Origin of the sequence: Janthinobacterium sp. P210005, from assembly GCF_036231865.1 — a bacterium.
Classification (GTDB): Bacteria; Pseudomonadota; Gammaproteobacteria; order Burkholderiales; family Burkholderiaceae_D; genus Janthinobacterium; species Janthinobacterium kumbetense.
The window spans coordinates 223855-243437 of record NZ_JAZARC010000001.1 but is presented as its reverse complement, the minus strand read 5'-3'; the positions used below and the strand labels follow the sequence as shown (position 1 = coordinate 243437).

Genomic DNA, 19583 nt, shown 5'->3' with positions numbered 1-19583 from the left:
CGGCAGGCGGGGTCAGGCGGGCGGCACGATGCCGCTCCAGCCCGGCAAATAGCGCGCCTGCTGGCTGCGCGCCAGCTTCATGGCCTGCGCCAGTGCCTTGGGGAAATTTTTCTGCAGGCTGGCGGGCGCGATGCGGCTGCGCAAGAAATCGGCCCACAGGAATTCGCTGAACGGCGTCACGTCCTTGGCGTAGCCGCCCGCGCTGCGCAATTCGCCGGCCAGGCTGCGGTAGGGATCGTCGTGCAAGCCGCTCAGGTGCCGGGGGATGGCGGAAAAATCGCGGCGCAAGCCTTCGCTGTCGTACGGGTGCACCCACTGGTGGTGGTCCATCACATGCCAGAAGTGCAGCGGCTCCAGCCAGGACAAATCCTTGAGGATCATCAAACTGACGCTTTTCACGCCTTCCTGGTGCAGCGCCAGGCCGAAATGGTGGTGGTCGACGATGTAGTGGCGCCCTTCCGGACCGATGATGCTGGGAAACCAGTGGTCGGCCAGCGCCGCCGCCCGCGCTTTCCGGCCCAGGCTGGCCCAATGCGCGCGCTTGAGCGCCACCTCGGCCATGCCCACCGTGATTTGCGTGGGCAGCAGCTTGTTCAGCCGTCCCTTGACCAGTTGCGGTTTCGCGCTTGTCATACCGTCTCCCAGATGCATGGCCTGGCCGCCAGCGTAGCATAGTCGCCGCTACTTTTCAGGCGTGGCGCAGCCCAGCAGGCGCACGGCCTCGGCCACGCTCAATTCGCTGAGCAGCAGCGCCGGCCCCGCCTGGGCGGCCAGCATGTCGCGCAGCGCCAGTTGCAGCACGGCGCACGCCGGCTCCTTCAGCCGCGCCAGCGCCAGGGCCAGCCCCCGCTGGCGCGCAAACGCGGCAAAGTCGCGCAAGGCTTCGACGCTGCTGCCATCGAGGTCGGGCGACTCTTCCAGGCTGAGGATCACCTTGCGCAGCGGACCGGAGCGCTCTTCCAGCATGGCGCGCGCCAGGTGCAGGCTGCGCTCGGCATTGACGAAGAACAAGGGTTCATCGAGGCGCAGGATCAACGTGTCGGGCTGCGCGCGGGCCGCCGGGTACAACGCCAGCTTCACGTAGTCGTGGCTGTCACCCAGCCGACCCAGCACGGACAGGCCCGGCCGCGACAGGCGGCGCAGCATCAGCAGCAGGCTCATGGCGATGGCTGCCAGCAAGCCGTCGAGCACGCCGAACAGCAGCACGCCGGCAATGGCCGCCAGCACCAGCAGGCGGTCGCGGCGCCAGGTGAAATAAGGCCGCAAGGAAACAGGGTTCAGGGTATGGCTGACGGCATGGATGACCACGGCAGCCAGCACGGGCACGGGTATCAGGGCCACCAGCGGCAGCAGGGTCAGCACGATGACGCCCACGACGGCGGCCGCCACCAGCCCCGCCAGGCGCGAGGTGGCGCCGGCCGCCTCGTTGGCGGAGGTGGCCGAATAGCCGGCGCCCACCGGCATGGCCTGGAACAGGCCCGCCACCACGTTCGCCGCGCCCAGCGCCAGCAAGTCGCGCTCGGGCGCTACGGCGTCGCCATGCTTCAAGGCAAAACTGCGGATGGCGCCATACGATTCCGCATACAGGATCAGCGCCAGCGCAAACGCCAGCTCGGCCAGGCGCGTCCATTCCTCCTGCGTCAGGCGCGGCAGGACAGGCATGGCCAGGCGCACATCGATGGCGCCCACCAGGGCCACGCCATGGCGTGGCAAGTCCAGCCATTGCCCGGCGGCGATGCCCAGCGCAATGACGATCAGGCCGGCAGGCCAGCGCTGCAGCCGCCGCAGCAGGAACAGCGACAGCAGCGCCGCTGCGCACAGGCCGGCGCCGCTGCCGTTCCACTGCCCTGCGCCTGCCAGAAGGCCTGCCAGCAGATGCGGCACATCGCCGTGCGCCGGCTGCACGCCCAGCACGCCGGGCAGCTGTTTCACGATGATCACGATGGCCAGGCCGAAGGAAAAGCCCCGCAGCACGGGCTTGGCGATGAATTCCGTGATGCTGCCCAGCCTGGCCAGCCAGGCCAGCAGGAAAAATGCCCCCGTCAATATCACCAGTCCCGCCATCAGCATCAGCCGGTGCCCCGCCGTGCCGCCCGGCATGGATGCCATGGCGGCGGCCAGCACGGCGGCCGAGGACGACGTGGCCGAGACGATGGCAAAGCGGCTCGTGCCCAGCACGCCGTAGCACAGCAAGCCCGCAAACAGGGCCAGGATGCCCGCCTGCGGCGCCAGGTTGCCGATGCTGGCATACGCCACCGCTTCCGGCAGCAGCAGGCCGGCGATCGACAGGCCGGCGCTGGCATCTTGCCAGCGGTTCATTTGCGTCGCAGCCGATGCGCTCATGGAGGCTCCTGGTGGGTGGCGCTAGTCCGCTCCATGATGCGGCAAGAACGGTGTTTCCGGCCACATTTGCTTACATTTTATACATAAAAACTGTCTACCGGCGGCCCCGGCAGCGCATTCAGGCAGTGTGACATCCCTGATCGACCACCTGGAGACTACAATGAAAACCACCGTCCTGTCCGCCATCACCGTGATCGTGCTTGCCTCGGTTGCCGCCAGCAGCTTTGCCGCAGAAACGACCTGGCAGAAAAACCATCCCCGCCGCGAACAGGTGAACAACCGCCTCGCGCATCAGAACGCGCGCATCCATAAGGAAGTCAAGGAAGGCGAGATCAGCAAGGGACAGGCGGCCGCCCTGCACCGCGAGGACCGCAGCATCCGCCGCGAAGAGCGCAGCATGGCCAAGCTCGATAACGGCCATATCACCAAGGCGGACCAGCGCGCGCTGAACCAGCAGGAAAATGTGGTCAGCAAACAGATCGGAAAGTGATTTGACGCAAGGGGCGGCGTTGCACGGTGCAACGCGCTCGCGCCGCCCACGGCATGCAGCTCTGTGCGAAAATGCCCGCCTTCGCCATTGCCGGATTCTGCCCATGCCGCACGCTGCCCTCGCTACCCCTGCTACCCTTTCCGAGCGCGATGCGCGCCGCATCGCACGCCACGCGCCAGCCGCCGACGCCGCCCGCTTCCTGCATCCGGCCCAGCAAGCCTTGCTGCACCGGCGCGGCTGGCTGACGATGCTGGCGCCGCGCGGCGCGGGCGGAGCCGAGCTGCCCTTGCCGCAAGTGGTGCGCCTGGAGGAAGCCGTGGCCGCCGTCGACGGCAGCATGGGCTGGGTGCTGACCCTGTGCGCGGGCGCGGGATGGTTCGCGGGCTTCCTGGCGCCCGACATGGCGCGGGCCATCATCGGCACGCCACGCGTCTGCCTGGGCGGCAGCGGCGCGGCCACCGGTGATGCGGAAGAGGAAGGCGACGGCTACCGCATCACGGGCAGCTGGGACTACGCCAGCGGCGCGCCGATGGCGACCCACTTCACGCTGAACGCCCGGCTGCGGCGCGATGGCCAGCCCCTGCTCGATGCGGACGGCAAGCCGCGCATCCGCGCCTTCCTCGTGCCCGCCGCCCTGGTGCAGCTGGTGCCCTCGTGGAACAGCATCGGCATGCGCGCCAGCGCCTCGCACAGCTACCGCATCGACGGTCAATGGGTTGCCAAGGAACACGGTTTCACCATCGCTCCTTCGGCCGCGACGGCCGACGGCCCCCTGTACCTCTACCCGTTCTATTCGCTGGCCTACGTGACCCTGGCCGCCAACGTGGCCGGCATGGCCAGCCATTTCATGCAACTGGCCGAAGAAGGCATGCGCCACCGCCGCCATGCGCGCGCCGGCTTGCCGCTGCTGGACGTGCCGGAAGTGGCCGCCATGCTGCAAGCCAGGAAACAAGCGTTCGCGGCCGCCCGCACCCGCTTCTATGCCGTGCTGGACGACAGCTGGGCGCAGGTGGCGGGCGGCGCGGCGCTCGGCGCGGATGCCATGCAAGCCGTGCAGGACCGTTCGCTGGACTTGGTCGCCGCATGCCGCGCGGCCGTCGGTGATTTGTATCCGTATTGCGGCCTGTACGCGGCCCGCGAAGACAGCACCATCAACCGCGTGTGGCGCGATTTCCACACAGCCAGCCAGCATGCGCTGCTGCTGCCGTAATCTGCCTGAACGCCCGGCGCGGCATCGTCATTGAGCGCCTTGGCGGGGATAGCTATCGTCCGCCACCTGTTCCAGCCACGTCACCGCCGTGCCATCTTGCGCCTCGGCAATGGCAACATGCTGCATGGCGGACGTGGCCGTCGCGCCATGCCAGTGCTTGACGCCGGGCGGTATCCACGCCACGTCGCCCACGGCCAGCGCCTGCAGCGGGCCCTGCCAGTGCTGCACCCAGCCCTGGCCTTGCGTGACGATCAGGGTCTGGCCCAGCGGGTGCGTATGCCATGCCGTGCGGGCGCCGGGCGCGAAGGAGACGATGGCGCCGCCCACGCGGGCCGGCACCAGGCGCTGGAACCTGGCGTCGACTGCAACTTTCCCCGTGAAATAGGCGGCGTCGCCCATGCTGCTGGGCATGGCGGCGGCGCGCGTGACGGTGACGGCCGCTGGCGCGGCAGCCGGCTCGGCGGACACGGCCCCGGCGGGCAGGCAAAGCGGCAAGAGTGCCGCAGCGTATCGGTGCATGTGGATATCCTTTCTTGCCGCGCGGGGCGGCGGTCGTTATTTGCGGAAGACTTCTTTCGCCACGGCCAGCGCCGAGACGGCATTCGGCCAGCCCGCATAGAAGGCCAGGTGGGTGATCGCCTCGACCAGCTCGTCCTCCGTCAAGCCGTTCTGGCGCGCCAGCAACAGGTGCGATTTCAGCTGCTCGGGACGGTGCATGGCCACCAGCGCGCTGACGGTCACCAGGCTGCGGTCGCGTTTGGACAGCTGGGGACGCTCCCAGATGTCGCCGTAAAGCACCTTGTCCGTGAGGTCGGCCATCTTCGGCGCAAGGTCCCCCATCAATTGCTGCGCGCGCGAGGGCGGCTTGCTCTGCGCATCCAGCGTTTGCGCTGGCGCAAAGACGGGCAGCGCCAGGCAAGCCGCCAGGAAGCCCGCTTTCATGCTGTTCGAGAAAACGCCCATCACGCCCCCAGGTGCTGGCGAAAGAAGGCGTCCAGCCTGGCCAGCGACTGCGCGATATGGGGCGGCCGGTCGTACAGGTCCACATGCGAGGCGCCTGGCACGACGAACAGTTCCTTCGGCTGCGCCGCCCTGGCGTACGCATCCTCGCTGAAGTAGGCCGAGACGGCGCGCTCGCCGACGATCATCAGCAACGGGCGCGGCGCGATCGTCTCGATCTGCGCGAACGGGAAGAAATTCATCATCGGTGCCAGGCTCGTCAAGGCGTACAAGCTGGTCGAGTGCGGGTGCTGGCCCCGGGGCGTGGCGTAGTAGTCGAGGAATTCGCGCACGATTTCCGGCGCGTCCGGCCCGGCCGACTCGGGCAGCGCGCGGATGTCGCGCCGCGGTTCGCCGCGCGCTTCGCGCGTGCGCTGCTCGCCGACCTCGTCCAAGGTCTTCATGCGCTGCTCGTAGGTGAGCGTGTCGCCCAGCCCCTGGCGGCGCGCGCGGCCCATGTCGTACATGCTGACGGTGGCGATGGCCTGGATGCGGTGGTCGACCTGCGCCGCGCTGACGGCATAGCCGCCGCCACCGCAAATGCCCAGCACGCCGATGCGCGCCGGGTCCACGGCCGGATGATTGCTGAAGAAATCCACGCAGGCGCTGTAATCGCCCACGCGCGTGCCCGGCACTTCCGTGTAGCGGGGCAAGCCGCTGCTGTCGCCGTAATGCGAAGCGTCGAACGCCAGGGTCACATAGCCCAGTTCCGCCAGTTTTTGCGCATGCAAGCCGGCCGTCTGTTCCTTCACGCCGCCGAACGGGTGGCCGATGACGATGGCGGGATATTTTTTGGCCGCGTCGAAGCGGGCCGGCATGAACAGGTTCGCCGCGATGACCGTCTGCGCGCTGGTGTTGGGGAACGTGACGCGTTCGATAGCGACGCCGTTGCGCCGGGGATGGCCCACGACCATGGGCCGGGTGGGCGCAGACGCCGGCGCTTGCGCCTGGGCCGTGCCTGCCAGGGCCATGCCGGCGCCGCCGGCCACCATGGCCAGCGAGGTGTTCAGGAATGTGCGCCGCTGCGGCTGGGGAACTTCATCACGCATCTGTATTTTCCTTGTAAACATTGATATGGAACAAGCCGCGTACGAGGCACGCTTGTGGCAGATCAAGCGTACCCGCCCTCGCCCACCGTGAATAGACAGGCAAATCCACTAAAGTCTATAAGTACAGCTTATGAATGGCGCCGCCGGCCAGCCATGCCTGACAGGGAAGGCAGCCGGGCGCCATGCGGCCTGGATTGCCTGATAAGATGGGGACATTGCTACTTCCCGCTCCCCTATCCATGCACGTCAACACGCTCAGCAGCCTGGCGCAACTTTTGGCCAGCGCCGAAACGGAAACCCTGGCTTTTCCCACCAGCATCAATACGGCCCTGCTCCTGCAAAAGGAACTGGCCAATCCGGATTGCCACTCGGCCGACATCAGCCGCTTGCTGCTGTGCGAACCGACCTTGTCGGCGCGCGCCGTGGCGCTGGCCAATTCGGCCCTGTTCTCGCCCGGCCAGGCGCCCGCCATCACCAGCGTGCGCGCCGCCGTCGAGCGACTGGGCCACCGCAACCTGTATGCGCTGGCGACGGCGGCCGTCATCCGCCAGCTGAACGCGGGCATCCGCGACGAAGCCTTGCGCGCCCGCGCCACCCAGCTGTGGGCGCACACCGTGCACGTGGCGGCGCTGGCGCACGGGCTGGCCACCACCGTCACGCAGACGGACGCCGATACGGCGCTGTTCGCCGGCATCGTGCATGAAGTGGCCGGCTTTTATTTGCTGGCCCAGGCCGACAAGACTCCGGGCCTGTACGCCCAGCTGGAAACGCAGATGGCATCCACGCTGGAAGTGATCGGCCGCGCGCTGATGCGCCAGCTGGGCGTGCCGCTGCCGGTAGCCGACGCCGTCAACGCCTTGCCCGGCTCGACCATCATGCTGCCGCCCGAGGGCTTGCGCGACACCCTGCTGCTGGCCAAGGCGCTCTCTCCCGTCCCGTCGCCGCTGCCGCAGGCCGGCGTCACCGTCAGCGAGGCGCTGCAAGCCTATCTGGAGCATGATCCCGTGCTGCAGGCGCTGCGCACGCAGCCGTCGGCCGAAGCGCAGGCCCTGATCGAGGTACTGCTCAGCTGATGGCCGATCTGCTATGATGGCGCGAGCCGGGATGGACCCGGTCCGCTTTCATTGATGCTCACTGGAAAACTGCCTTGACTACCTCCTTACGCATGCTCGGCCTGGCCGCAGCTCTGACCATGGCGTGCAACGCCAACGCCGACAGCTTCGTTTCCTCGGCCTCCAGCGCCGGTTCCCAGTCGAGCGGCAGCATTTCCGATTCGCTCAACGGTTCGAGCAACAGCTCTTCGCGCGACAACAAGGTGGCCAATGGCCCCTACCGCATCATCGACGTGGCCGCCGTGCCGGGCCGCGCCGGCATGACGCGTTTGACCATGCAGGCCGACGCCACGGCAACGCCGCTGGTGCTGGACTTGCCGCAAGCGGCGCTCGACAAGCAGCAGCTGGCGCAGGGCGACGTGGTGCATGCGCAAAACCGCGCCTACGGCATCGAATTCTCGCGCAACGACACGCGCGCCGCCTTCTTCCTCGTGCTGGCCGACGACTGGTACGGCGAAATGGCCACGCGTCCCGTCAGCCTTTGATTTTGCGCAAACTGGCGCCGCTGCTGGCCGGCTGCGCCGCGCTCGTCCTGGCTGGCGCCGCCCAGGCGGGCACCTCCATGTCCTCCTCGCGCTTTTGCGACCGCGCCCAGGAACTCACGGCCACGGAACAGGACCGGCTCTTGCGCTTTGCCGCCGTCGTGCGCGAGGAACTGGCCGCCAGCGAAGGCAGCGTGGCCCTGATCAGCCGTTCCGGCCTGGACCTGGCCCGCTTCGGCATCCGCTATTCGCACGCCGCGCTGGCCTGGCGCCACGACAATGACAGTGGCTGGTCCGCGCGCCAGCTGTACTACGCCTGCGACGAAGGCCGCCCGCGCATCTTCGACCAGGGCACGGCCGGTTTCGCCATGGGCACGGAAAACCCGGCGCTGGGCTACATCTCGCTCGTGAAATTGCCGGCCGAAACCGTGCCGCCCCTGCGCCGCGCCCTGCTCGACCCCGTGCGCGTGCAGCAGTTGCTGGCGGGCCGCTACAGCGCCAACGCGTATGCTTTCAATTTGACATACCAGAATTGCAATCAATGGGTGGTGGAAATGCTGGCCTCGGCCTGGGGCGAGCTGGCGGCAGGCGGCGACTTGCGCGCCCGCGCCCAGGACTGGCTGCGCGCCGCACCATATGCGCCCGCCCCCGTCGACGTGGGTGCGCGCTGGCTGATGCTCGGCTCCATCTTCGTGCCCCTCGTGCACATGGATGACCACCCGCCTGAGGCAATTCGCTCGATGCAGCTGGCGGTGAGCCTGCCGGCCAGCCTGGAAGCGTTCGCGCGCCAGCGCCTGCCCGCCAGCGAACGCGTGGAAATCTGCCACGACGGCAAGCAGGTGGTGGTGCACCGGGGCTGGGAACCGATCGCCGACGGCTGCGTGCCCGGCGCAAACGACCGGGTCATCGCCCTCGACGATACCTGGCTTCCTTAGGCAGACTAAGCGGCCAGGACCGCTTCGACGTGATCCAGTAGGCGCGCTGATTCGAGCCCCTGCCCCATCCGGCGGGCCAGCTCGCCGCACGCCAGCCTGACTTCGGGCGCGTCCAGCAGGCGCGCCAGCTGCCGCTGCATGCGCCCGGCAGACAAGCGCTTGGCCAGCAAGACTTCCCCCACACCGAGCCGTTTGGCGCGCCAGCCATTGTCGAACTGGTCGTACGCGAACGGCACGATCAGTTGCGGGATGCCCGCGCGGAAAGCGTCCGCGCTGGTGCCGATGCCGCCGTGATGCACCACGGCCGCCACGCGCGGCAACAGCGCCGCGAACGGCGCGTGCGCCTGCCACAGCACGCCAGCCGGCAAATGCTGCGGCACTTGCGCCGCATGGGGCGTAAGGAACAGGCCGCGCCGCCCCAGCCGCCGCAAGACGTCCAGGGCGATGCTGAAATAGCGTTGCGCGTGCTGGTGGCCGGTACCGGGCGTAAACACGATGGGCGGCTCGCCCTCGCCCAGAAAACGTTCGAGTTCCGGCGGCAGCGCTGCGGCGCCAGGCATGGCGGCGGCGGTGAAATCGGCTTGCGCGAAGTACGGCGGCCAATCCGCCTGCGGCGCGGCGAACCAGGCGGGAAACAGTCCCAGCGAGGCGTCCGGCGCGGCCAGCATGTGTCCAAAAAAATGCGCTTCCGGCGGCAAGCCGTGCTGCGCGCGCGCGCCGTTCAGCCCAGGCAGCAGCACCGGGTCGATCATGGCGCGGTGGATCATGCGCCACAGGGCCTGGCGCCAGGCCAGTGGCACCCAGGCGGGAATGCGCAGCGAACCGGCCGTCAGGAAATCATGGCTGCTGCACAGGTTCGATGGCGCCAGATACGCCGCGACGATGCGCAAGTCCGGGCGCACGGAACGCGCCAGGGCCGCCATCGGCACGAGGATGGGATGGCACAGCACCACGCAAGCCTCGTTGGCCGGCAAGCCTTGCACGATGTCGCGCACGGCGCCCAGGTGCGGCACGAGGCCGTTCCACACCACGCCCCAGCCCTTGCGTTCATCCCACAGGCCGGGGTTGCCCAGCATGGCCTGCCCCTCTTCCGCGCTGCCGAAGGTACGATACGGCAACTTTGACGCCTGCGCGGCCGCTTCCTGCCAGCCCGGCACCAGCAGCAGCACGCGCCGGCCCCGTTGCTGCAAGCCCTGCGCCAGCGCGATAAACGGCTGCATGTCGCCGCCGGTGCCGCTGCTGGCGATGATGACGAGCGGGGATGGATCAGCCATGCAGCCATCCGTGCCTGGCGGCAATTTTCAGCGGGAAATCAAGCAAGAACGAGGGGTGCATGGGCATCTTTCCTAGTTGAAACACCCAACGATAGTAAGCGATTAACGTTAGCATTTCAATCAATTATTGAGCACGGCACGGCGCCATGCCTGCCGCCGCTACACCGGCAGTTGCAGCACCATGTCCCATCGATCGATGCCCGGCCCGAAGCCGTCCGGCGTCACGTTGACCGTCACGAAACCGTAGCCCGCATAAAAGCCTTGCGTGTGCTGGCTGGTATTCATGCGCACGCTGGTGATGCCCGGCACGGCGCGGATGGCGTCCAGGCGCGCCTGCGTCAGCGCCCGGCCCAGTCCCTGGCCATGCGCATCCTGCGCCACCATGCCCCAGCACAGGCTGGCGGCGCTGCCGCCCGCCTCGATGGCATGGCCGCCGCAGGCGACGATGCGGCCGTCGCGCAGAATGACCAGGTAGGGATGCGTCGAGGTATCGAGCCAGGCGGCAAAGTCCGCGCGCTCGGACGGGTCGAAAAAGCGCGGTGTATTGCCGTCGAACAGGGCCAGGCAGGCATCGCGGTCGCCGGCCTGGTAAGGACGTACAGTCTGCATTGCTATCCTTTCAGAAACAGGAAGGGAAATTACACGGGCGCGCACTCACAGCAGCTGCTCCGACGTCACCACATGCACGCCCGGCGCGGCGGCCAGCGCCGCTTCCAGCAAGGCGCTGGCGATGCGCGGCGCGGGATTGATGCGCCAGCGGCGCGGCAGCACGGGACCGAGCACGCGCAGGATGCGCAAGGCGGCGCCCTCGCCCGCCCGCGCCACGGCGCGCTCGCCGCCGATCAGGCCCGGCCGCACGTACGTGAGCGAACGAAAACCCAGCGCTTGCAGGTCGCGTTCCAGCTCGCCCTTGACGCGGTTATAGAAGATGCGCGAAGCGGCGTTGGCGCCGGCCGCGGAATTGAGCACATAGACTGGCGTGCCGGCCGCCAGCGCCAGCCGCGCCACGGCCAGCGGATAGTCGTGGTCCACGCGAGAGAATATTTGCCGGGTGCCGGCCACCTTCATCGTCGTGCCCAGGGTGCAGATGACGGCGTCCGCCTGCCACCACGATGCGTCAGGCGGCAATTGATCGAAATCAATGAGCGGCGCGGCCAGCTTGGGATGCGACGGCAGCGGTCGCCGCACGGGCGCCACGATGGCCGTGATCCGCGCATCCATCAACGCCAGGCGCAGCACTTCGCTGCCGACGAGACCGGTAGCGCCTACGAGCAGTAATTTCATTGCATCCCAGTATAAAGTTGCTCACAGCCACCACCATACACGGAACTCAGGACAGGCGCAGCGCCAGCGCGGCCAGGGTCACCAGCAGCACGGGCACGGTCAGCACGATGCCGACGCGGAAATAGTATCCCCAGGAAATGTGGATGTTCTTGCTGTCGAGCACGTGCAACCACAGCAAGGTGGCCAGGCTGCCGATCGGCGTGATCTTCGGTCCCAGGTCGCTGCCGATGACGTTCGCGTAGATCATCGCTTCGCGCACGGCCCCCTGCGCCGTCGTCGGGTCGATGGCCAGGGCGCCCACGAGCACCGTCGGCAAGTTGTTCATCACGGACGACAATAACGCCGTCAGCACGCCCGTGCCCATGGCCGCGCCCCACACGCCGTACTGCGCAAAGTGGTTCAGCATGCCCGTCAGGTAAGCCGTCAAGCCCGCATTGCGCAAGCCGTACACGACCAGGTACATGCCCAGCGAAAAGATAACGATGTGCCATGGCGCATGGCGCAGCACGTAGCGCGTGGAAATCACGTGGCCCTTGCCGGCCACGCCCAGCAGCAGCGCGGCGCCCACGGCGGCGATCAGGCTGATGGGCACGCCAAGGCTTTCCTGCGAGAAAAAGCCCACCAGCAGCAGCACCAGCACCAGCCAGCCGGCGCGGAAGGTGGCCAGGTCGCGGATGGCGGCGTCCGGACGTTTCAGCTGCGCCACTGCATAGTCGCGGGGAATATCCTGGTGGAAAAAGAGCAACAAGGCCGCCAGGGTGGCCAGCACGGCGACGACGTTGACGGGCACCATCACAGACGCGTACTCGGCAAAGCCGATCTTGAAGAAATCGGCCGAGACGATGTTCACCAGGTTCGACACCACCAGCGGCAGGCTGGCCGTGTCGGCGATGAAGCCGGCCGCCATCACGTAGGCCAGGGTGGCCTTGGCGGAAAACTTCAGCGCCCGCAGCATGGCGATGACAATGGGCGTGAGGATCAGCGCGGCGCCGTCGTTGGCGAACACGGCGGAAACGAGGGCGCCCAGCAAGACCAGCAGCACGAACAGTTTTCTGCCGCTGCCGCCGCCCCAGCGCGCCACGTGCAAGGCGGCCCATTCGAAGAAGCCGGCCGCGTCCAGCAGCAGGCTGATGATGATCACGGCGATGAATGTGCCGGTGGCGTTCCACACGATGTGCCAGACGACGGGGATGTCGCCCCAGTGGATGACGCCGGCCAGCAAGGCGACGCAGGCGCCGATGACGGCGCTCCAGCCGATGCCCAGGCCACGCGGCTGCCAGATGACGAGGATGAGGGTGGCGAGGAAGATCAGGAAAGCGGTCAGCATGCGGTAATGGTCCCGTGCAATGCGGCGTCGCGGGCACCATGCGCCGCAGCCTGTGAAATAAAACAATACTTCTATATTACTGGAATTATTGAATCAATGCAAAACCGCAGTGCTTGCGCCTCACTGCAGCGCCATGCCAGCCGGGAGGCCGGCGGCGCAAAAAAAAGTGGGCGCCAGCATTTATGATTGTCTTTAAGCAATTTAATCGGTGTATAGTCGCAGCACCGTTGACACTAGGATCGAACAAGGAAGCATACATGGCGCGCATTTACCACACCAACAATATGGGCGAAGCGGACGTGCGCGTGGCCATCGTGCAGCGCGGCAACGCCGACTTGCTGGTGCAACGGGTGAGCAGCTGGGGCCTGGCGCATGGCGACGCCCATTGGTTCCTCACCCGTGAGCGGAAGGACGCCTCGGCCAGCGTGTATTTCACTTCGCAAGGCTTCGCGCAACTGACCATCTGCTTTGTCGACCACGCGGGCGAGGCAGGCTGGGCCCGGCCACACCGATTTAAAGGTTGCCTGTCGCACGGCGGCACCTGACCATCAAGCGGAGGAATTCGTCATGGATTTGATCTTACTGGAACCCGGCGACGGGGAACTCGTGTTCGGCAAGGCGCCGGACGGTGAAAGCAAGAGCGGCGGTATCGACGCCATCTGGCGCGACGCCGCCGCGCTGTGGGGCGTGGGCCGGTACATCGAGCTGGTGTCATTACATCAAGGCATGAAGCAGCAAATAACGACCGACGTCAGCAACTCTGCGCGCACGTCCGGCCGGCCCGTCATCACCGAATTTACCTGCGTCAAGTATGTCGATGCGACCTCGGTCAAACTGTACGATCTGTGCCTGCGGGCGAAGCCGCTGGGCAGCGGCCCGGACCAGCCGACCAGGCTGTACATCACCCGCCAGACGGGCGACAAGACGGCCAACATCATCACCATCGCCCTGCGAGACGCCCTGATCAGCGAAATCCAGCTGCAAACCCATCCCGACGACATGCCCACCGAGCAGTTCAAGCTGAACTTTACGGAAATCCTCTGGACGTACAGCTTGCAGCAGGCCGACGTCCAGCTCGGCGACCAGCAGACGACGGGCTGGAGCCTGGCGCGCAACCGCCCGATCGGGGCATTTACAGGATAAGCACATGAACGACGCTGTACACGCGACTGACATCGCCGACATCGGCAACGCCGGCCTGGCGCTGCTCCACCCGTTCCTGCCGGCAATGTTCCAGCGGCTGGACTTGCTCGCCACTGGCGGCGATGGCAGGCCGCAGCTGCGCGGCGAACACGGCGCGCGCGCCGTTCACTTGCTGCAATACCTGGTCGATGGCAGGAGCGACGCACCGGAGCAGGAGCAGGCACTGTCGCTGAACAAGCTGCTGTGCGGCCTGCCCCTTGACTTCCCCGCACCGCCCGTCGACCTTGGCCAGGACGAACTGACGCTATGCGACCAACTGCTGCATGCCGTCATCGTCAACTGGCCCGCCAGTGGCTCCGTCTCGATCACGGCCTTGCGCGCAACCTTCCTGCAGCGCGCAGGCCGGCTGCAATGGCGCGGCGCAGACGCCGCCCTGGCCGTGCAACGCAAGACTGTCGATGTGCTCATGCACCAGCTGCCATGGTCCATGGGCATCATCCGGCATCCATGGATGCGGCAGCCCTTGCATGTGACATGGTAGCCCCGCAGCAGACCGATACTTCCACGAGGAAACCCACATGAGCAACTACATCCGCATCGCCGGCAACCCCGCAACCGGCATCGTGCTGCTGGGCGACGATGGCGCGGTACGCAGCCTGGGCCAGGTTGAAACATGGTCGGCGTGGATGGCGTCCCCGCAGGCCGCCGGCTTCGTGCCCGGCGAAGCTGCGTTTGCCTGCCTGCGCGGCGACGGCGCGGGCTTCGTCACGGTGGCCCACGGCACGGCCATCCGCTACCTCGCCGTCCTGGGCCAGCCGAATGCGCGCTGGAAGGACGTCGCCTTGCCGCCTGCCGGCACGGGCATCGCCGGCCTGGCGGGCGGCCCCCTGGAGGGCTACCTGCTGCTGGCCGCCGACGGCCGCCTGTACCGGCTGGACGGCCCCGCCGCTGGCGGCCGGAGCGAATGGCAAGCCTGCGCCGCCCCGCCGTTCAGTGACAAGGCCACGCTGATCGCCGGCTGCTGGCAGCATGGCATGCTGGCGCTGGCCGACGGCGCGGCAGCTAAGCTGAAGAGCGGTGGCACCGGCGACGCCTGGACGGCGCTGCCGGCGCCACCGCTCGCCTTCGAGATGGTGACGGGGAATTTTCAGGATGGCTTCATCGCCTACGGCGAGGGACTGTTGTTCATGCTGGACATGGGCGCCCAGCCGAGGTGGAGCCGCCTGGGCATGCCAAGCTTCGACATGCGCGCCCTGTCCGGCGATCCCGCGCACGGCGTGGCAGCCGTGCTGGCCGACTCCAGCGGCGACGGCACCCTGGTCGTCTATACGCTGCATCCGGGCAAGGGATCGTGGTCGCTGGCCCTTGCACCGTCGGCAAAGCGCGCATAGTTCCTACTCCTCCAGCCCTCCCCCCAGCGCCTTGTACAGGGCCACGGCCGACTTGAACTGGTCGCGCCGCGCGTCGAGCAAGGCTTGCTGCGCCGCATACGACTGACGCTGCGCGTCGAGCAATTCCAGCCGGCTGTCCTGGCCCGCGTCGTAGCGCAGCTGCGACAGGCGCTGGCGCTGCTGCGCCGCCGTCACCACGCGTTCCTGCGCGGCGATCTGCTGCGCATACGTGGCGCTGCCCGCCAGGCCGTCGCGCACGTCGCGAAACGCCGCCTGGATCGCTTGCTCGTATTGCAGCACGGCCACGTCCTTGCGCAGGCGCGACAGCTGCAATTCCGCGCGCAGCTGGCCGCCCTGGAACAGCGGCTGCGTCACTTGCGGCGCGAACGACCAGCTGCGCGCGCCGCCTCGGAACAGGTCGCCCAGTTCCGGGCTGGCCAGGCCCAGCTGCGCCGTCAGCGACAGGCGCGGGAAGAAGGCGGCGCGCGCGGCGCCGATTTCCGCATTCGCCGCCACCAGCGCGTATTCCGCCTGCAGGATGTCGGGACGGCGCGCCAGCAAGTCCGACGGCAGGCCGGGCGGCAGCTGCGTCAGCACGGGCTGGCCGTCGAGCGGCCGGCCCGCCGGCAAGTCGACGGGCAACGGCGCGCCCAGCAACAGTGCCAGGTTGTTGCGCGCCAGGGCAGTGGCCCGCTCGCGGGCCTGCACGTCCGCTTCCGCCGTGGCCGCCTGCCCTTCGGCTTGCGCTACATCAAGACCGCTGCCCTGCTGCGCGCCGTGCAGGCGCTGCGTCAAGACGAGGGCCTGGCGCCAGTCGAGCAGGGTTTGCCGGGCCAGCGCTAGCTGTTCCTCGGCCAGCCGCTGTTCCAGGTAGGCGTCGGCCACGGCGCCGATCAGGGCCATGTGGGCGGCCCGCTGGCCCTGCTGCGTGGCCAGGTAGCGCGCAAAGGCGGCCTCCGACAGCGAGCGCAGCCGGCCGAACAGGTCGATTTCGAACGCGCTCATGGCGATGCCGGCCGTAAACTGGTTTTGCACCGTGGGATTTTGTCCCGTGGCATCGGCAGCGCGCTGGCGCGTGCCGCCGCCGTTGAGACCAATCGCCGGATAGCGGCCCGCATCCTGGATCTGGTACTGGGCCCGCACGGCTTCCACGTTGAGGGACGCCACGCGCAGGTCGCGGTTGTTTTCCAGCGCGATGTCGACCAGGCGCTGCAGGCGCGCGTCGAGCAGCATCTGGCGCCAGCCCAGGTTGGCCGCGGTGTCGGCCGTGCCTGGCGCGGCGGCCTCGGCATACGCGGCGGGAATCAGCGGCGCCGGTTTGACCAGCGGCGGCGTCAATGAACAGGCCGACAAGGCCAGCGCGGCCAGCGGCGTGATAAAAATCAAACGCATTACAACTCTCCTTCCACCGCCTTGACGGCGATGCGATTACTGCGTTTGTTGAAATAACGGTCCATCTTGTCGACGGCGCCCAGCACCACGACAAAGAACACGGGCACGAAAAACACGGCCAGCACGGTGGCGGTAATCATGCCGCCGAACACGCCCGTGCCGATCGCATGCTGCGTCTCGGCGCTGGCGCCCGTGGCCAGCATCAGCGGCACCACGCCCAGCGCGAACGCCAGCGACGTCATCAGGATCGGGCGCAAGCGCAACCTGGCCGCTTCCACCGTCGCCTCGACCAGTCCCTTGCCCTGCGCCTGCAACTGGCGCGCATATTCGACGATCAGGATGGCGTTCTTCGCGGAAAGACCAATAATCGTGATCATGCCGACCTTGAAGAACACGTCGTTCGGCATGCCGCGCAACATCACGGCCAGCACGGCGCCCAGCAAGCCCAACGGCACGACCAGCATGACGGAGACGGGAATGCTCCAGCTTTCATACAGGGCCGCCAGCACGAGGAACACCACCAGCATCGACAGCGCCATCAGCATGGGCGCTTGCGACGCCGATTCCTTCTCTTGCAGCGACTGCCCCGTCCACGCCAGCGCGAAACCGGGCGGCAATTGCTTCACGAGCCGCTCCATTTCCAGCATGGCGTCGCCGCTGGACACGCCGGGCGCCGCGCTGCCCGAAATGCGCGCCGCCGGATAACCCTGGTAGCGCACCAGCTGCAGCGGCGACTCGCTCCACACGGGGCGCACCAGTTCGCCCAGGGCCACCATGCCGCCCGCGTTATTGCGAATGCGCAAGGCCAGCACGTCGTTCAGCTGCATGCGCGACGGCGCATCGGCCTGGATGATCACTTGCTGCATGCGGCCCGCATTCGGGAAATCGTTGACGTAGGTCGACCCCATGGCCGCCGTCAGCATGTCGGCGATGGCCGTAAACGACACGCCCAGCGCTTCCGCCTTGGTGCGGTCGATATCGAGGCGCACGCTGGCGCCGGGCGGCAAGCCGTCCGGATACACACCCGCCACCTTGCCGCTTTGCGCGGCCAGGCCCAGCAACTGGTTTTGCGCCGCCTGCAGGGCAGCGATGCCCTGGTTGGCGCGGTCTTGCAGGCGCAGGGAAAAGCCGGACGAGTTGCCCAGTTCATCGATGGCGGGCGGCATCAGGCTCATGATCACGCCCTCCTTCGCCTGCGACATGGCGGCCTGCGCCAGCGCCACTTCTTCCTGCGCCGTGGCGCCGTTGCGCTGTTTCCAGTCCTTCAGCATGGTGAACGCCAGGCCCGCATTCGGCCCCGCGCCGGAAAAGCTGAAGCCGAGGATCGATTGATTTACCTCAATGCCGGGCCGCGTGGCCACGTGCTGTTCGTACAACTTGACGACATCGAGCGTGCGCTCCATGGTGGCGTCGGACGGCAGCTGGATCGAAGTAATGAAATAGCCCTGGTCTTCTTCCGGCAGGAAGGCCGACGGCAGCTGCATGAAGGCCACACCCAGCGCCGCGACGATGGCGCCGTACAGCACCATCGAGCGCCCAGCGCGTTTGAGCATCGCCACCACGCCCTTTTCATAGCGCGCCGTCATGCGCTCAAACTGGCGGTCGAACCACAGGAAGAATCCCTTCTTGTCATGGTCGTGCGGGCCGATGGGTTTCAACATCGTGGCGCACAGGGCCGGCGTCAGGGTCAGCGCCAAAAACGCCGAGAACAGGATCGACACGGCCATGGCCAGGGTGAACTGGCGATAGATGGCGCCCACGGAACCGCTGGCCAGCGCCATCGGGATGAACACGGCCGTCAGCACCAGGGTGATGCCCACCACGGCGCCCGTGATTTCGCGCATGGCTTTGGATGTCGCTTCCTTCGGCGACAAGCCTTCGGTCGCCATCAGGCGCTCCACCGCTTCCACCACGACGATGGCGTCATCGACGATGATGCCGATGGCCAGCACCATGCCGAACATGGTCAGCACGTTGACGGAATAGCCGGCCAGCAGCATCACCGTAAACGTCCCCATCAGGGCGATCGGCGCGACGATGGCGGGAATCAAGGTGTAGCGTATCTTTTGCAGGAACAGGTACATGACGAGGAACACCAGCACCATCGCCTCCAGCAAGGTGACGACGACCTTTTCGATCGAGATCTTCACGAACGGCGCCGTATCGAAGGGCACCGAATACTTGATCCCGGCCGGCATGGTGTGCGCCAGTTCGGCCATGCGCGCGCGCACGGCGGCCGCCGTCTGCACGGCGTTGGCGCCCGGCGACAGCATGATGGCGGCGCCCGACGCGGCTTGTCCGTTTTCGCGGATGCTGAAATTGAAGCTTTGCGCGCCCAGCGACACTTTCGCCACGTCGCCGATGGTCACTTTCGAGCCATCGGGATTCGCGCGCAGCACGATGGCGGCAAATTCGGCCGGCGTTTGCAGCTGGCCCTGCACCGTCAGCGGGATGGTCACGCGCTGGCCGTGCACGGCGGGCGAGTCGCCCAGGCGGCCCGGCGCGATCTGCGCATTTTGCTGCGCGATGGCGGCCGTCAGCTCGCCCATGGCGATGTTGTACGACACCAGCTTGGCCGGATCGACCCAGATGCGCATGGCGCGCTCGGAACCGAACAGCTGCACCTTGCCCACGCCGGGAATGCGGCGCAGTTCTTCCGTCACGTTGCGCGCCAGGTAGTCGCCCAGCGCCACTTCGTCGTGCTGGCCATTGTCCGAGATCAAACTGACGATCATCAAAAAGCCGGACGACGCCGATTCCACCGTCAAGCCGTTTTGCCGCACGGCTTGCGGCAGGCGCGGCTCGATGGCTTTCAGGCGGTTTTGCACGTCCACCTGCGCCATTTCCGGATTCGTGCCCGGCTGGAAGGTGACGGTGATCGAGGCCGAGCCCGACGTATCGGTGGACGACTCGAAATACAGCAGGTGCTTGACGCCCGACAGTTCGCGTTCGATCAAGCCCACCACGGAATCGTTCATGGTTTGCGGCGTGGCGCCAGGGTAGTTGGCGCTGATGCTGACGCTGGGCGGCGCCACCGAGGGGAAGCGCGCAATCGGCAATTGCGGTATGGCGATCAGTCCGAACAGGACGATGAAGACCGCCACCACCCACGCGAAGACGGGGCGGTTGATGAAAAATTGAGGCATGTGCTT

At 67.1% G+C, this 19583-nt stretch carries 20 protein-coding genes; 9 read left to right on the top strand and 11 right to left on the bottom strand.

The features are described 5' to 3' along the window. Positions 1 to 12: 12 nt before the first annotated feature. The gene (locus VPH40_RS01050) at positions 13 to 633 is read right to left on the bottom strand and encodes a ParB-like protein (RefSeq protein ID WP_251349075.1); all 621 of its coding nucleotides are present in this window, start codon (positions 631 to 633) and stop codon (positions 13 to 15) included. 48 nt (positions 634 to 681) lie between these two features. Beyond that, the gene (locus tag VPH40_RS01045; RefSeq protein WP_328572358.1) at positions 682 to 2343 is read right to left on the bottom strand and encodes a SulP family inorganic anion transporter; all 1662 of its coding nucleotides are present in this window, start codon (positions 2341 to 2343) and stop codon (positions 682 to 684) included. 160 nt (positions 2344 to 2503) lie between these two features. Between VPH40_RS01045 and VPH40_RS01040 the strand changes: the two genes are divergently transcribed. Both VPH40_RS01040 and VPH40_RS01035 read left to right on the top strand, forming a co-directional pair. After that, the gene (locus VPH40_RS01040) at positions 2504 to 2833 is read left to right on the top strand and encodes a hypothetical protein (protein ID WP_099664282.1); all 330 of its coding nucleotides are present in this window, start codon (positions 2504 to 2506) and stop codon (positions 2831 to 2833) included. Between the two features lie 103 nt (positions 2834 to 2936). Then, positions 2937 to 4043 (top strand): acyl-CoA dehydrogenase, encoded by a 1107-nt coding sequence (locus VPH40_RS01035; RefSeq protein WP_328572357.1) that lies wholly within the window; start codon positions 2937 to 2939, stop codon positions 4041 to 4043. Between the two features lie 27 nt (positions 4044 to 4070). Here VPH40_RS01035 and VPH40_RS01030 read toward each other — a convergent pair whose 3' ends face one another. Genes VPH40_RS01030 through VPH40_RS01020 form a run of 3 tightly spaced genes read right to left on the bottom strand, consistent with a single transcriptional unit; the run spans position 4071 to position 6091 of the window. Beyond that, a complete protein-coding gene (locus VPH40_RS01030) occupies positions 4071 to 4562 on the bottom strand; it encodes a (R)-mandelonitrile lyase (RefSeq protein WP_328572356.1) in 492 nt (163 codons plus the stop codon). A 36-nt stretch (positions 4563 to 4598) separates the two neighbouring features. Then, positions 4599 to 5006, bottom strand: a complete 408-nt coding sequence (locus tag VPH40_RS01025; protein ID WP_328573321.1) for a carboxymuconolactone decarboxylase family protein — start codon at positions 5004 to 5006, stop codon at positions 4599 to 4601. After that, positions 5006 to 6091: an alpha/beta hydrolase gene (locus VPH40_RS01020; protein ID WP_328572355.1), complete on the bottom strand. Its 1086-nt coding sequence runs from the start codon at positions 6089 to 6091 to the stop codon at positions 5006 to 5008. Before VPH40_RS01020 ends, VPH40_RS01025 begins: the two co-directional genes overlap by 1 nt. Positions 6092 to 6297: 206 nt before the next feature. On the opposite strand from VPH40_RS01020, the gene VPH40_RS01015 reads away from it, so the two are divergent. From VPH40_RS01015 to VPH40_RS01005, 3 genes are all read left to right on the top strand, one after another. Continuing rightward, positions 6298 to 7164 carry an HDOD domain-containing protein gene (locus VPH40_RS01015; protein ID WP_328572354.1) on the top strand — a complete coding sequence of 289 codons (867 nt, stop codon included), beginning with the start codon at positions 6298 to 6300 and terminating at the stop codon, positions 7162 to 7164. Positions 7165 to 7256: 92 nt separating this feature from the next. After that, the gene (locus VPH40_RS01010; RefSeq protein ID WP_099664287.1) at positions 7257 to 7688 is read left to right on the top strand and encodes a hypothetical protein; all 432 of its coding nucleotides are present in this window, start codon (positions 7257 to 7259) and stop codon (positions 7686 to 7688) included. Then, positions 7685 to 8620, top strand: coding sequence for a DUF2145 domain-containing protein (locus VPH40_RS01005; protein ID WP_328572353.1), 936 nt, complete (start codon positions 7685 to 7687; stop codon positions 8618 to 8620). The genes VPH40_RS01010 and VPH40_RS01005 overlap by 4 nt, the downstream gene beginning before the upstream one ends. A gap of 5 nt (positions 8621 to 8625) precedes the next feature. On the opposite strand, the gene VPH40_RS01000 is transcribed toward VPH40_RS01005, so the two are convergent. The 4 genes from VPH40_RS01000 to VPH40_RS00985 all read right to left on the bottom strand — a co-directional run bounded on the left by VPH40_RS01000 (position 8626) and on the right by VPH40_RS00985 (position 12505). After that, complete coding sequence (locus tag VPH40_RS01000; protein WP_328572352.1) at positions 8626 to 9894, bottom strand: nucleotide disphospho-sugar-binding domain-containing protein; 1269 nt, start codon at positions 9892 to 9894, stop codon at positions 8626 to 8628. Positions 9895 to 10053: 159 nt separating this feature from the next. Next, positions 10054 to 10503: a GNAT family N-acetyltransferase gene (locus VPH40_RS00995; RefSeq protein ID WP_328572351.1), complete on the bottom strand. Its 450-nt coding sequence runs from the start codon at positions 10501 to 10503 to the stop codon at positions 10054 to 10056. Between the two features lie 45 nt (positions 10504 to 10548). After that, complete coding sequence (locus tag VPH40_RS00990) at positions 10549 to 11178, bottom strand: NAD-dependent dehydratase (RefSeq protein WP_328572350.1); 630 nt, start codon at positions 11176 to 11178, stop codon at positions 10549 to 10551. Between the two features lie 46 nt (positions 11179 to 11224). Continuing rightward, complete coding sequence (locus VPH40_RS00985; protein ID WP_328572349.1) at positions 11225 to 12505, bottom strand: arsenic transporter; 1281 nt, start codon at positions 12503 to 12505, stop codon at positions 11225 to 11227. A 257-nt stretch (positions 12506 to 12762) separates the two neighbouring features. On the opposite strand from VPH40_RS00985, the gene VPH40_RS00980 reads away from it, so the two are divergent. Genes VPH40_RS00980 through VPH40_RS00965 form a run of 4 tightly spaced genes read left to right on the top strand, consistent with a single transcriptional unit; the run spans position 12763 to position 15039 of the window. After that, positions 12763 to 13050 carry a DUF6150 family protein gene (locus tag VPH40_RS00980; RefSeq protein ID WP_328572348.1) on the top strand — a complete coding sequence of 96 codons (288 nt, stop codon included), beginning with the start codon at positions 12763 to 12765 and terminating at the stop codon, positions 13048 to 13050. Between the two features lie 22 nt (positions 13051 to 13072). Continuing rightward, the gene (locus VPH40_RS00975; protein WP_328572347.1) at positions 13073 to 13648 is read left to right on the top strand and encodes an Hcp family type VI secretion system effector; all 576 of its coding nucleotides are present in this window, start codon (positions 13073 to 13075) and stop codon (positions 13646 to 13648) included. Positions 13649 to 13652: 4 nt separating this feature from the next. After that, positions 13653 to 14189 (top strand): contractile injection system tape measure protein, encoded by a 537-nt coding sequence (locus tag VPH40_RS00970; RefSeq protein ID WP_328572346.1) that lies wholly within the window; start codon positions 13653 to 13655, stop codon positions 14187 to 14189. 37 nt (positions 14190 to 14226) lie between these two features. Next, a complete protein-coding gene (locus VPH40_RS00965) occupies positions 14227 to 15039 on the top strand; it encodes a hypothetical protein (protein WP_328572345.1) in 813 nt (270 codons plus the stop codon). A 3-nt stretch (positions 15040 to 15042) separates the two neighbouring features. Here VPH40_RS00965 and VPH40_RS00960 read toward each other — a convergent pair whose 3' ends face one another. Together VPH40_RS00960 and VPH40_RS00955 are read right to left on the bottom strand one after the other, a co-directional pair. Further along, positions 15043 to 16431 carry an efflux transporter outer membrane subunit gene (locus VPH40_RS00960; RefSeq protein ID WP_328572344.1) on the bottom strand — a complete coding sequence of 463 codons (1389 nt, stop codon included), beginning with the start codon at positions 16429 to 16431 and terminating at the stop codon, positions 15043 to 15045. Further along, positions 16431 to 19577 carry an efflux RND transporter permease subunit gene (locus VPH40_RS00955; RefSeq protein WP_328572343.1) on the bottom strand — a complete coding sequence of 1049 codons (3147 nt, stop codon included), beginning with the start codon at positions 19575 to 19577 and terminating at the stop codon, positions 16431 to 16433. Before VPH40_RS00955 ends, VPH40_RS00960 begins: the two co-directional genes overlap by 1 nt. Between the last annotated feature and the right edge of the window lie 6 nt (positions 19578 to 19583).